The 13119-nt window shown below is 38.9% G+C and carries 16 protein-coding genes and 1 pseudogene; 10 read left to right on the top strand and 7 right to left on the bottom strand.

All coding sequences use genetic code 11. The features are described 5' to 3' along the window. Positions 1-29: 29 nt before the first annotated feature. Both N4G44_RS08560 and N4G44_RS08555 read right to left on the bottom strand, forming a co-directional pair. Positions 30-380, bottom strand: a complete 351-nt coding sequence (locus N4G44_RS08560) for a Rossmann-fold NAD(P)-binding domain-containing protein (RefSeq protein WP_474925988.1) — start codon at positions 378-380, stop codon at positions 30-32. Next, positions 377-787 carry a Rossmann-fold NAD(P)-binding domain-containing protein gene (locus N4G44_RS08555; protein WP_474925987.1) on the bottom strand — a complete coding sequence of 137 codons (411 nt, stop codon included), beginning with the start codon at positions 785-787 and terminating at the stop codon, positions 377-379. The genes N4G44_RS08560 and N4G44_RS08555 overlap by 4 nt, the downstream gene beginning before the upstream one ends. A gap of 531 nt (positions 788-1318) precedes the next feature. Here N4G44_RS08555 and N4G44_RS08550 point away from each other — a divergent pair. From N4G44_RS08550 to N4G44_RS08515, 8 genes are all read left to right on the top strand, one after another. Further along, positions 1319-3511 carry a type VI secretion system Vgr family protein gene (locus N4G44_RS08550; RefSeq protein WP_474925985.1) on the top strand — a complete coding sequence of 731 codons (2193 nt, stop codon included), beginning with the start codon at positions 1319-1321 and terminating at the stop codon, positions 3509-3511. Positions 3512-3513: 2 nt separating this feature from the next. Further along, positions 3514-4323 (top strand): hypothetical protein, encoded by an 810-nt coding sequence (locus tag N4G44_RS08545; protein ID WP_474925983.1) that lies wholly within the window; start codon positions 3514-3516, stop codon positions 4321-4323. Between the two features lie 12 nt (positions 4324-4335). Further along, positions 4336-4608, top strand: coding sequence for a hypothetical protein (locus tag N4G44_RS08540; RefSeq protein ID WP_474925981.1), 273 nt, complete (start codon positions 4336-4338; stop codon positions 4606-4608). Positions 4609-4619: 11 nt separating this feature from the next. After that, positions 4620-5084 (top strand): DUF4280 domain-containing protein, encoded by a 465-nt coding sequence (locus N4G44_RS08535; RefSeq protein WP_474925980.1) that lies wholly within the window; start codon positions 4620-4622, stop codon positions 5082-5084. Then, complete coding sequence (locus N4G44_RS08530) at positions 5054-5524, top strand: hypothetical protein (protein ID WP_474925978.1); 471 nt, start codon at positions 5054-5056, stop codon at positions 5522-5524. The genes N4G44_RS08535 and N4G44_RS08530 overlap by 31 nt, the downstream gene beginning before the upstream one ends. Next, on the top strand, positions 5494-6195 hold the full coding sequence (locus N4G44_RS08525) for a DNA/RNA non-specific endonuclease (protein ID WP_474925977.1): 702 nt from the start codon (positions 5494-5496) through the stop codon (positions 6193-6195). Before N4G44_RS08530 ends, N4G44_RS08525 begins: the two co-directional genes overlap by 31 nt. A gap of 12 nt (positions 6196-6207) precedes the next feature. Further along, a complete protein-coding gene (locus tag N4G44_RS08520) occupies positions 6208-6555 on the top strand; it encodes a hypothetical protein (RefSeq protein ID WP_474925975.1) in 348 nt (115 codons plus the stop codon). Between the two features lie 115 nt (positions 6556-6670). Further along, positions 6671-6853, top strand: a complete 183-nt coding sequence (locus N4G44_RS08515; RefSeq protein WP_474925973.1) for a hypothetical protein — start codon at positions 6671-6673, stop codon at positions 6851-6853. Between the two features lie 222 nt (positions 6854-7075). Here the strand turns inward: N4G44_RS08515 and N4G44_RS08510 are convergent, their stop codons facing one another. Both N4G44_RS08510 and N4G44_RS08505 read right to left on the bottom strand, forming a co-directional pair. After that, entirely contained in the window at positions 7076-8377 is a 1302-nt protein-coding gene (locus tag N4G44_RS08510; protein WP_474925972.1) for a hypothetical protein, read from the bottom strand. A gap of 338 nt (positions 8378-8715) precedes the next feature. Then, on the bottom strand, positions 8716-9273 hold the full coding sequence (locus N4G44_RS08505; RefSeq protein WP_474925969.1) for a DNA-3-methyladenine glycosylase I: 558 nt from the start codon (positions 9271-9273) through the stop codon (positions 8716-8718). A gap of 134 nt (positions 9274-9407) precedes the next feature. Between N4G44_RS08505 and N4G44_RS08500 the strand changes: the two genes are divergently transcribed. Together N4G44_RS08500 and N4G44_RS08495 are read left to right on the top strand one after the other, a co-directional pair. Further along, positions 9408-9707, top strand: coding sequence for a hypothetical protein (locus tag N4G44_RS08500; protein ID WP_040999076.1), 300 nt, complete (start codon positions 9408-9410; stop codon positions 9705-9707). Between the two features lie 121 nt (positions 9708-9828). Continuing rightward, positions 9829-10641 (top strand): enoyl-ACP reductase FabI, encoded by an 813-nt coding sequence (locus N4G44_RS08495; protein WP_474925967.1) that lies wholly within the window; start codon positions 9829-9831, stop codon positions 10639-10641. Positions 10642-10808: 167 nt separating this feature from the next. Here the strand turns inward: N4G44_RS08495 and N4G44_RS08490 are convergent, their stop codons facing one another. The 3 genes and pseudogenes from N4G44_RS08490 to N4G44_RS08480 all read right to left on the bottom strand — a co-directional run bounded on the left by N4G44_RS08490 (position 10809) and on the right by N4G44_RS08480 (position 13113). Further along, positions 10809-10943: a glycoside hydrolase family 30 beta sandwich domain-containing protein gene (locus N4G44_RS08490; RefSeq protein ID WP_474928309.1), complete on the bottom strand. Its 135-nt coding sequence runs from the start codon at positions 10941-10943 to the stop codon at positions 10809-10811. A 123-nt stretch (positions 10944-11066) separates the two neighbouring features. Next, positions 11067-12118 (bottom strand): annotated as a pseudogene (locus N4G44_RS08485) (glycoside hydrolase family 30 protein); the annotation flags it as partial. 170 nt (positions 12119-12288) lie between these two features. Further along, positions 12289-13113, bottom strand: a complete 825-nt coding sequence (locus N4G44_RS08480) for a glycoside hydrolase family 16 protein (RefSeq protein ID WP_474925965.1) — start codon at positions 13111-13113, stop codon at positions 12289-12291. Positions 13114-13119: the final 6 nt, after the last annotated feature.

Genomic DNA, 13119 nt, shown 5'->3' with positions numbered 1-13119 from the left:
ACATCAAGCCGTTTTATTTTAAAGTAATTCTAATGAAACTCACAAGGATCAGGATATTTGAAAATAAAATCCAACTCTGAAATCATTTTCGAAGGCAGAATTACCTTTCCTTCTCCTACTTTTTCTTCAATAGCCGATAAATTTTTCTGCGCATTGATCACCTGTCCTTTTGAAGGATGCTGAGGAGCTGCTATATTGTAAAGCTTACCTTCCGAGCCCTTTTCAATCATTTTTTCAATAACACGGCAGATATCTTCATAGTGAATATGATTTACCGGAGCGTCAAGGTTGGATACATTATAGTTTTTAAGAAGCCTGTTATCCCCCATCAATCCGGCCAGCCTGAGAATATTCGCCTGCGGATATTTATTTCTGATCATCCTCTCCCCGGAACCTTATCCGTCGAAAGGCTTTCTTCTCTATATTCTCCCGGAGCATCCGGATATACTCCTGTAGAACTCATCACAAACATTTGCCCCTTGAAATCACCTGTAAATGATAATAAATGCTGAATTCTATTATACAGTGAGCTTACACAACAGCTTTTTCCGGAAAGAGGAATGGTAATAATCAGAACATCCATATCCTTAATCTCACTCCATTCTTCGATTTTCTTTTCCAGCTGAAAATCAGGGAAGACCGCCACAGAAGCATTAAATCCTTTGGCCGACAGGTCTTCCACTTTATCTACCATTGTTGCTGTAGTATATATTTGATATCTGCCAGACATGGATTCTGCAATTTTTGATCCCAGCCACCCACAGCCGATAATTCCGGTTTTCTTCATAATTTCCTGCTAATTGTATGCACGTTAATCTTTTATTTCTTCCTTTATATAAAGAAAACAAAAGAAATTTGATCCGGTAAAATTAAACCATTTATTCCATAAAATTTTCCCTGATAAGTTACTTTTTAATGACAGTAATGAGCGTTTTTCCGATAAGAAAGCAATAGCCTAACAACTGTTAGTAGTAAAACTACGACAAAAACTGAAATTAACGACCACTTTTTTCCTATTTGCTTCATTGCTGCTTATATTTGTTTCACATGGACGTGATTTTAATAACAGTATTATAAGTCTGTAATTCAGAATATTAAATTCATGTAAATAATATATTAATTGTATTTTAAAACTTAAAAATATATCGGGAGCTACCCGGACATCAAGTGAAAACAGAACGATAATTTCCTCACAAAAGATACTATTCTGTTGGCATAACCAGACAGTATTCTATCTGAAGTGAGTGATAAGAAAGACCTCAGGCAGCTCTGCAATCCGGACTGCTGTTTTTAAAACTGAACCCAGAAAAAATATGTTATGTTCCAAGATAGTGAGTCATCAAAAAAGCCAGGTCCAAAATCCAGGAAAAATCTGGACAACCTGCAGTCTGCAGCTAGTAATGCAGGTAAAGAAGCAGTAAAAAAGGCCGACAGTAAAATTCAAAAAACAGTACAGACAGCCGGACAGGCCCTCTCCTACAGCAATACATTTCTGAATCAGGTTTCCGGTCCGAATACCCCATTGGTAAAGGAAAGCAAAATCTGGTCGGAACAGCCAACCTCTAAAATACATAATGCCGGATCTATTCCCAAAAGTGAGCTTTTAGGGATCAACCGCGTTATTAAGCTTGATATTATTATTGAAGGTAAAATCATCAAGCATTTCAAACATTTTAAACTTACTCAGAGTGCTGTTAAGCATCATGAATTCGATCTCACCCTTGCCCATGATACATTGGGAGGTGCCGAAAACCATAATCTGGAACAGGCCCAGAATTTCCTGGGTAAAAGGATCACAGTCGTATTCAAATATAAAGACGTTGAGGAAAGTCCTGAAAGAAACTTCGTGGGAGTTATTACAGAAGTAGGATTCAGTCAGGATAAGGGAAGTTTGGGGAACATTGTGCTTAGCGGAAACAGCCCTACCGTCCTTTTAGATGCAGCTCCGCATATTCAGAGTTTTGGCGGACGGCAGGAAATCAGCCTGAACAGTATTGCAGACTGGGTGATTAAAGAAGGTCTTGGCTCCAATAAATTTGATTTCAGGGTAGATTCCCAGCACGGAAATGTTTCTTACAGTTCACAATACGAAGAAACCCACTACAATTATCTGGCAAGAATAGCAGAAGCTTACGGGGAGCAGTTTTATTATGATGGCGAAGTGCTGCATTTCGGAAAACTGCCTCCACAGGAAAAGCCGGTTCAGCTGGTGTATGGCAGCAGCGTACATGACATTAAGATCAAAATGAGGGCCCAGCATGTAAATCCTACTTTCTATGGATACAACAGCAGCAAAAATGAAAAACTTACAACAGGAAACTCAAAAATAAACCACCAGTCAGATATTGCCAAACGTGCCTATGAAATATCGAGGACAACCTTTACGACCCCTTCATTGAGGGTAGCTCCTATCAAGGCTTCAACCTTTATGGATATTGATGCCTCACAAAAAGGAACGGCAGGAAGTAAGGCTGTCAATGTATTTATCACTTCAGGAAGCACTTCGGTACCATTTTTATATCCCGGATGCGTCGCGGATGTAGAAATGCGGAAATCTGCAACCAACCAGACCGCCTATTTTACCAAGCTCATGATCACGGAAATCAGTCATGAGGTAGATGCACGGGGATATTACTCAGGAAATTTTGAAGCTATAGCAGCGGATACAGGATTTATACCACGTCCTGAATTTGAAGTTCCAAAAGCAGAACCGCAGTTTGCCAAGGTCATTTCCAATACAGATCCATTAAATCAAGGCCGTATACAGGTTCAGTTTGACTGGCAGAACGGACAGGATACCACAGAATTTATCCGTGTGATGACCCCTGATGCAGGAGGCAGTGATAAGGTCAGTAAAAACCGTGGATTTATGGCCATTCCCGAAGTTGGCGACCAGGTGGTTGTTAATTTCGTTCATCAGCACCCTGACCGTCCTTTCGTGATGGGAGGCATGTTTCACGGAGGAGTCGGAGGAGGCGGCGGAGCAGGAAATAATGTGAAAAGCCTGAGCAGCAGAAGCGGTAATAAACTGGAACTTAATGACGGTGAAGGCTCTGTATTTTTAACTGACCAGGGAGGAGCCAATATGAAATTTGACGGAGCAGGAAATGCACTGACCCATGCGAATAATAATAAAACAGTAACTGTTGGAAATAATAATACAGTAAATGTAGGCAGTGTAAGCGCTATTAATGTAGGTGGAAAAGAAGGCGGAGGGGCAAATTCCATGTTCAAAATGGATAATTCAGGGAATATTACCCTGGAATGCGATACAACGGTCACCATTAAAACAGGAAGCAGTTCAATTACCATGACGACTGGAGGAGATATCACCATAGAAGGTCTCAACGTAAAAGTCATAGGGAAAACGACAACTGAACTTGGAAAAGCCGGTGCCAATCCCGGAATTAAGATTGATGATAATATCAATGCCAACGCTACCAAAATTAATAGTTCATCTTCAGGACCTACCAATATTAAAGGTGCCGATGTGGAAATCAATAAAGGATAATCATGCAGGTTAATATAGAAAATAAAGGTGAGTACCGTAAGTATACTTTTCTCAGAGAGGAAAGGTATCAGTTTCAGGGCCTCCGGAACGAAAACTACATCGAAGCAGAACTCAAAGTCACTTTATCTTCTATTGAAAATGACAAACCTGTCTTCACAGTAGAAATGCCACTATATAAGCAATCCAACAAAGATGGAATGTACAAATGGGTGGGAGATCTGCATGAACTGAGAGAAAAAATAGTATGCACACTGGATGAAAACGGGCAGCTCGGAAAGATCATCAATTTAACTGATATACAGAATAAATGGCGTGAAATAAAGCCTAAAATAATTTTGAAACACAGGAGCGAGAAGTATCGCGAGATTTTTATTAAAGGGGTAGAAGAACTTTTGGAAGACGGAAGCCGCCTTGCCGAAGCCCTGCGTTTTGCAATGCCCTATCAGCTGCTTTTTCCGGGTATTCATTTCAAGGAGTTTAAGAAAAACCAGATTATCAACGGATATCGTGAGCTTCCCAATTTTATTGCCGCTAAAAGTGTTCCTATTACTACTGAAGAAAGAATTTCAGAATTGGAAGACGGAAAGTATCAGATCGATGTGAAAGGAAGTATAGATGAAAATAATTTTGAACAGGATAAAGTAACAGCTATGATCCGTATTTTAAAAAATCGTCCACGCGTACCGACACTGCTTCAACTTAACTATATGGAACGCTATCTGCTGGAAGAATGGCCTTGGTCTGAACAGAGCATGTGTATGAGCCTGGCACAGATTCCCGGCACCTTATACCGTGAAGAAAAAATATTTTAAAAGCCGCTGCTCATGACCGTTCCCCTGCTTGATATTGTTTTTCAGAACGACCGCTATTATCTTCTCTTTGATGATGAGCGGATTCTGCAAGCTATGGCTACCCGCGAATGGTATGTATATGCAGAAGAAGGATATATATGTTCTATTAAGAATTGTAAAGTTTCGGAGCTGTTGAAAGTTCCGGGAAAGATTTTTCTGGAAACCCAGGAAAACCTGAATAAACTGGAAAATATTTTCAGAAAATTGAAAAATGTAGTCCTGAGCTCAGATAAAATTAACCTCTAAATCATCGCATTATGGCAAAAAAATACGTACCCGAAGGTGCCTTTTTAGCTTGCGACAAAGGAACAAGTCCATCCACCCTAAGGGTCAGCAACAATAAAAACACGACCATATATAGTGTTCCCATGGCTTCAGAACTGGATTTTCTTCCTTTTTTCAATATCAAACCCATGGGGCTCTGCACCAATCCTTTGAAATGGTCAACGGGAGTTTCATGTCTGCCGACTATTATTACAGGATGGCAGCAGCCAAAGGATGGGGTAAAAATCAATGGCAGCAGGATGCTTTTGGAAGATTCCTTCTGTAATTGTATATTTGGTGGGAAGATCAATATTTTCTTTGACAGAGCTGCAGCCGTATCATATGGTGTCGGAGAGGGAAAAATGCCCACCGACTATATTAAAGAGGGATTTGACTGGGTTGCGGAGCAAAATAAAAGAGCCGTGAAATGCGGGACCAGATGCTCCCCGACTGGATGAAACCTGTAACAGGGGTCGGCGACTGGTTCAATGATCTGGGTACAGGATTGGTAGAAGGTGCTGTAAACGGAGTTGTTGGTTTAGGTGAAACTATCTATCAGGTTGGTCAGGATCCTGTGGGTACTGCTGAAGCTTTGGGCGGAATGGTAAGTGATGGCTGGAATGCCACTACCAAAGGGCTTGGAAATGCATGGGACTGGGCAAGCAAAGGAGATAACTGGACAAATGCCGCAGAAGGAGCCTGGAACTGGGCCAGTGACGGGCAAAACTGGGCCGATGCCGGAAATGCAGCCTGGGAAGGTACCAAAAATGCAGCAGGCTGGGTTGCCGAAAACCCCAGAAAGATAGGAACCACTGTAGGAGAATTTGTTCCTGATGCAGTAGCCGCGGTATATTCCGGGGATCTTCATTGGCCGCAACTGCCGGAAGAACAGTATTAAAAGAAGGAGCTGAAGCCGTTGTTGAAAAGACCGCTAAAGAAGTTGCCGCAGAAGCTGTGGAACAAGGCGTGAAGAAAGGAGCAGATGATGTAGTAGAAGCCGGTGCCAAAAAAGGAATTGCGGAAACAATGGAGCAACTCGCCAAAAAAGAAGGCGGGGATATTGCTAAGGTTACAGATGGTGTTGCAGACGATATAATAGAGTTAGCTCCAGGCTCAAAAGGAAACTGGAATAAAGCATTGAACGGAACATTGAAACCAAATTCTAAATATAAAGTTGGGGACAAAATTTATGAAACAGATGAACTTGGAAGGGTAAACAGAGTTTCTGGAAATTTAGAATTAGGAAAAATTGGCAGAAATGAATATCAACAAGGAAAATCCGTAACTTTAAAAGATGGAACAAAAGGAGTTGATGAGGGTGGACATTTAGTAGGTCATCAATTTAAAGGCGCTGGGGAACAAATTAATTATGTACCCATGAAAGGATCACTAAACCAAGGCGCATGGAAACAAATGGAACAAGATTGGGCAAAAGCTCTAAGAGATGGAAAAAAAGTAGAAATTGATATAAACCCTATCTATGAGGGCGCAAGTAAAAGACCCTCTGAAATTGAAGTTTTTTATAAAATAGATGGTAAAGAATATATAAAAACTTTCCCAAATAACTAAATTTAAAATATTATGACAGTAGATGAAATTTATTTAAACATTGGACGAAGCATAGTAAATGCTATAGAGGATGAAAGTTGGAGTGAGGCAAAATTAAATATCGAAGTTGTAGGAACAGGTGTGGTAAGCTACAATGGAGAATATATAACGGATAATAATGAAGTAAAAAACATATCTGTAAGAAATATTTCCAGAGATATTAGAAATTGGATCAGAGAATTACACGATATTACGACAGAAGGAGATAGTAATAAATGGAATAAGGCCATTTTTAATCTAAATGCACAAGGCAAATTTAATATGGAATTTATCTGGGATCAGGAACTGCACGATGAAATAGTAAGATTATCAAAAGAATAGAATAGTATAAAGGGGTTCAAAATTGAAACCCTTTTAAGTTTTATTGACAAAAAAATGCTGAAAGTCAAAAAAATGCAAACCTCATTGCAAATTTGCTTCTTAAAAATTTAAATTTATGACAGTTGACGAAATTTATGGCTCTATAGCCAATAATATTAATTCTGTAATTAAAGAAGAATGGATTAAGGCAGAGTTAAATATAGAAGCTATTGGAGAAATGGCCAGTTTTACAGGAAATTATATTAACAGCAATAATGAAAAAAGCAAATTGATGTTGATGAGTTCGATTTTCAATTAACATTTGATATTTTAGAGCTTCACAAAATAACAACTGAAGATGGCAGTAACAAGTGGAATAAAGCTATTTTACCTTACAATCAGACGGAGAGTTTGATATGCAGTTTATCTGGGATCAGGAGCTGCATGATGAAGTAGTAAGATTATCAAAAGAATAAAATAAAAGGGTTTCAAATTGGAACCCTTTTTTATTAAATCACAAATCAAATCACCTTTATTCAGCTTAAAACTCATTAATCATCACATAAAAATGTCCGGAATACAAGCTTTCAGCTCCGCCTGAGATATTGGTGAGATTGATCGTAACACTCGTAGTAGAAGTCATTCTTGGATTGGATACCGAAAAAGAAGTATTTCCGGCAAAATCGCCCGCCGGAGAAACCACAACTGCTGCTCTTACAGAACCAGGTTGCATATTTGCAGGTACAGGGATCTCAAGCGTAACGGATTTTCCGGGTGCCAGATTACTTACAGAAACTGATGGCCAGGCTTCAAAACTGATCTGGTTTTTCTGTATACTCCCCTTTTCGCCCAGTTTATATTGGCCGTTTACATCTAATTTAGCAGAAGTATTGGGAGTTGATGTCCCTATCCCAATATTGGCATTATTATTTCCAAGGATAACTGCATTGGCCTGAGAAGTTGCTGCTTCGTAACCTATTGCTGTAGAAAACTGACCGACAGCATTTGCACCCGACCCTACTGCTGTAGAATTCTGGTTATTGGTGAGTGAATTATATCCTACTGCGGTTTCGCTGTTGGAATTTGTTTTTGCATTATACCCAACCGCTGTAGACTGAAACCCGGACGCTGTAGAATTCTTTCCCAAGGCCGTTGCATCATTCATTGTTGTTTTGGCATTAAAGCCTAATGAAATAGACTGGAAACCTGCCGCTTCAGCATTATTCCCTACAGCCATAGCTTCATTTGCCGTTACCTTAGCATTAAAACCTACTGCTGTTGACTGATAACCGGAAATTTGAGTATTGGCACCCAGCGCTACCGATTCATTAGCTGTTACAGAAGTATTCATTCCGATCGCTATTCCCTGGTAGGCACTACTGGAATTACCAAGGGCAATCCCGTTTTGTTCTGCCTTAGCTCCATTCCCAAAGCTTATTGAATTATTAACTCCCAGCCTTCCCATTGTGATAGAATTAACTTTGAAAATTAGATCGTCCAAAGTATTGGTTCCCAAAGAAAGACTGGTATTGGCTCCACTATAATTACCACTGTTGGTAGCCGAAGTATTCCATCCGGCAAGCGGAGCTATATTTCCACCGTTTGTTCCGTTGCCTGTGCCAGTAGACAACATATTCCATCTCGATTTGCTCCAGTAATAAATACCTGCGTCCGTTAGCGATCCTGTTCCGTTATTCCATACCATCAGTCCTTCAGCCGGGTTTTGAATGGTTACCTGGTCTGTAACTGATCGTAAAGATACGCTTGGAAAAAGTACTCCTTTGTTTTTTGAACTGATTTCCAGCATGGCAGAAGAATCAGGATTAGGAGTTCCGATCCCCACCTGTGCGTATATAAATTGATTAAAAAGTAAAAAAAGAAGGAACAGTTGAAGTCTGGTGATATTATGCATTGCCTGATTAGTAATAGTTATTTTTTTGAGGCTGCAAATATACGAATTTATTTAAAAAATGGTTATTTTTTTATTAATTTCACAAATAAAAACACTTAATAGTGAATAAGCACTTATTTAATCACTATTAATTGAAACATTCTTTCTTATTAAATGAGCTACAACCCTTTACTGTTCTCATGTAATAGGTCGTAGCCTTCAAAAAAAACAATTTTAAAATTACATTTTAAACAAAAAACATCACTAAAAATTGAATAAAATAAAATCCATTAATTTCTGGTAAAACAGCTTTCAATATGATCATTTACCATTCCGGTTGCTTGCATGTGAGCATAAACAACTGTAGATCCCATAAATTTAAATCCTCTTTTCTTAAGATCTTTGGCAAGCGCATCTGAAATTTCCGTAACGGCCGGAACATCACTTAATGCTTTAGGCCGGTTATCCAATGGCTTTTCTCCGACAAAACCCCAGATGTATTTTGAAAAGCTTCCAAACTCTTTCTGAACTTCCTGAAATTTCTGCGCATTGTTTACTGTTGCTTTTATTTTGAGGCGGTTCCTGATAATCCCGGGATCATTCATGAGCTCCTCAATTTTTTCTTCCGTATACAGAGCAATTTTTTTATAATTAAAATGATCAAAAGCTTTTCTGAAGTTCTCTCTTTTAGAAAGGATGGTGTACCAGCTTAGTCCGGCCTGGAAGCTTTCAAGAATCAGGAATTCAAAAATAGTATCATCATCGTAAAGAGGGCGTCCCCACTCTTCATCATGATATTTCCGGTAGAGGTCATCTTTCTCGCACCAGCCACAGCGTATTTTTTCCATAGAATAATTTTAAAATAAAGATAAGAGTGATTTGGAAAAGTATAACAAAAGATTAAGAAAACTTTAACAGTAGCTCCGGATTTTAGGAATAGTTATTGTTTATTTACTGGTACACAACAATAAAATATTACATTATGAACAATTCAGAATACAACAAAGCGGAAAATGCAGTAAACAACACTGAAAACTCTTTAAAGAATGCAGCAGACAATGCGAAATGGAAAATTGAAGATCTTGCAGACAGAGCTAAAGATTATATCAATGAAAAAAGAAACAATGATGAGGAAGCCCAGCAGGAAGACTGGTTTGAAAAAGTGAAAAATAATGCGGCTGATGCTTGGGATGATATTAAAGATAAAGCAAATGAAGCATGGGAAAAAACCAAAGATGCTGCAGAGGATGTAAAAGCAGAATGGAATAAGAAAACCAATTAAAATTTCAGTTATATAAATATTTTCAAGAAAATGGAGTCTTAAATCAATAAGGCTCCATTTTTATTATGTCGCAAACACAAATTATTGCTACATTTGTATTTAAAATAAACATTAAAAAATTATGTCATACGGTTTACTTAAAGGCAAAAAGGGAATTATTTTTGGAGCCCTTAATGAGCAATCTATCGCATGGAAAGTTGCAGAAAGATGTCATGAAGAAGGTGCTGAATTTATTTTATCAAACGCCCCTATTGCTTTGAGAATGGGAGAACTTAATGGTTTAGCAGAAAAAACAGGATCAGAGGTGATAGCCGCAGATGCTACTTCTGTAGAAGATCTTGAAAAACTTTTTGATGCCGCTGTTGCAAAATTTGGCAAAATCGACTTTATCCTTCACTCTATCGGAATGTCTATCAACGTTAGAAAAGGAAAACATTATACAGAAATGAATTACGACTGGTTGGAAAAAGGTTGGGATATCTCGGCTGTTTCTTTCCATAAAGTAATGCGTGTGGCTTGGGAGAAGGACTGTATGAACGAATGGGGAAGTATTTTGGCCCTTACCTATATTGCTGCCCAGAGAACATTCCCGGACTATAATGATATGTCTGATAACAAAGCTTATCTTGAAAGTATTGCAAGAACTTTCGGAAACTATTGGGGTGAAAGAAAGGTACGTGTCAATACTGTTTCTCAATCTCCTACTATGACCACTGCAGGTAGCGGTGTGAAAGGTTTCGGAGGATTCCTTGGATATGCAGAAGATATGTCTCCGCTAGGAAACGCTACAGCTTTAGAATGTGCAGACTATTGTGTTACTCTATTCTCTGATCTTACCAAGAAAGTAACGATGCAGAACCTGTTCCATGATGGTGGTTTCAGCAGTTCAGGAGTTACACAGAAAGTGATCAGTAAATATGATCTTGAAAATTAATTATCGTTTCAGATAAAAGATATCAGTAAAAATTGCGGCGTACCAAGGTACGCCGCAATTTTATTTTAAAGAAAGTTTATTATTTCAGAGGTTAATGAACTTTGCTTATAATGGAAACCGGCGGCCTCGAAGAGGCCGCCGGTTCTATAAAAATAATCAATATGAAGTTACAGGATAACAGTCTGGATAGAATGGGCCGGTGCAGATAACTTGGCAGACATTCCTTCAATCCAGAGATTCGTGTCAATATCATTTTCGGAATCGTTCATAATAACAGTAACCAGCTGGCCGTTTTCATTCATGAAAGTCGTGGATGTAAGCGCGGCTCTGTTGGAAGAGTTTCCTATTCTCTGCGCATTGGGCTTAATGAATTTCGATACGTGCCCTACATAATAATATTCGTAGGTGTAATGTACTTCTCCTGTTTTGGTATCGGCAATGATAGGGGCAAAACAGAAATTGCCGACATGGTTCGGACCTCCGGTTTCATCAAGCAGTACATTCCAGTCGGTCCATAGAGCGGTTCCTTTATTGAAATCATTCAGCATATTCTTTCCATATAATTCTCCTAAGCTTACATCATAAATTCCGGACATTTTGAACTGTTCTTTACAGCCTTCAGTGAAAGCCAGGAATTTATCAGGAAAAGCTCTCTGGGTTTCTGAGAGATTATCGAAAAGCTGGGTTTTATTATTCCAGGTTTCGTACCAGTGATAACCAATTCCGTTGGCGTATTTTGAGGTTTCAGGATCGCTTAGAGTGGTGGTTGCTCTTTGATAGATCAGGTCCCTGTTGTGATCCCAGATCATTACTTTTTTGTCTTTGTAGCCGTTTTTCCAAAGGGTCGGGCCTAAATTATTCTTAAGAAACTCACCTTCTTCCTCAGCAGTATAAATACAGGATTCCCAGGTCTGAGTGGCCATTGGCTCATTTTGTACGGTCAGGCCCCAGATATTAATTCCTTTTTTTCGTATTCTTTGATGAATTTAATATAATAATCTGCCCAGGTCTGGTAATACTGATTTTCCAGTCTTCCTCCTTTGTAAAGGCTTTTATTGGACTTCATCCATGCCGGCGGACTCCACGGAGAGAAATAAAATGTAAAATCTTTACCGATTGCTTTCTGGGCCTCTTTGATCATCGGGATTTTATACTTTTCGTCGTGAGCGATATTGAAAGTCTTTAAAGATGTATCATTATCCTGCACATAAGTATAGGAATCGCTGGAAAAATCACAGGAGTTCATATTGGTACGAACGACCGTATAGCCTAATCCGTTTTTTCCAAAGTAAGCTTCTATAATTTCTTTCTGCTTGTTCTTAGGCAGTTTATAAAAAGTTTCTGCAGAGGCATCTGTTATGGCACCGCCTATCCCGATCAGCTTCTGGTATTTAAAATCCGGATCTACAAAAATACATGCATCCGTTTCCTTCGGCTGACCGAATTTCTCAAACTTAAAAATTCCTTTGTCGGCCATCTTTTCATTGGTCTTGGAACTTGTTAAAATGACTTTCGCTGTTTTTCCCGCATTCTTTTTCCAATAGTTCTGTGCATTAGCATTCAGAAACACTCCTACTGTCAAACAGCTCACAATTAGTTTTTTCATAATTTTTTCTTTCTGTTTTTGGGCAAAAAGCCCTCTCTTCATTATTTATTTTGATAAACCCTTACATAGTCTATATAATATTTTTGCGGAAATATGCTGTTGTCTATTCCTTCTTTTCCGCCCCAGAAACCGCCTACCGCCAGATTTAGAATAATAAAATAAGGCTGATCGAAAGGCCATGCTTCATAGGTTTTTTCTTTATTTTCATAAGTAAAGAACTTTTGTCCGTCAATGGAAACCTCTATTTTCTCCGGTGTCCAGTCTGCTTTATATACATGGAATTTTTCACTTACGTCCTTTACAATCATTGTATCTGTCTTCTGGGTTCCCTGAATATGATTGTATTTTTTAGTGTGAACTGAGGCATGAACATATCCCTGATTAAATCCTACATGCTCCATGATATCCAGTTCGCCATCGTCCGGCCACTTTTTCATATTTTCGCTCATCATCCATATGGCGGGCCAGGTTCCGCGGCCTTTTGGCAATTTTGCCCTCACTTCCACCGTTCCATACTGAAAGGAGAATTTTCCTTTGGTTAAAAGTCTTGCAGAAGTATATTTGTTCTTTTCCCAGTTTTCTTTTCTGGCTTCAATCACAAGGTTTCCGTTTTCCATCCGGGCATTTTCAAGTCTGCTTTTTGTATAAAACTGGGCTTCATTATTGCCGTAACCGTCTCCTCCTACATCATAATTCCATTTTGAGGAATCCGGAAGTCCAGTTCCGTTAAATTCATCGCTCCAGATCAGTTTTTTTCCCGGTTCTATTTTGTTTGAGGCACAGCCTGCAACAGAAAAAAATAATATTCCTGCTGTACATAGCTGAATGATATTTCGGGATTTTATTTTCATGGATGATATGATCATTAGGTT

It is taken from the genome of Chryseobacterium sp. GTID13, assembly GCF_056172655.1.
This window is presented reverse-complemented; position numbering and strand designations above follow the sequence as displayed.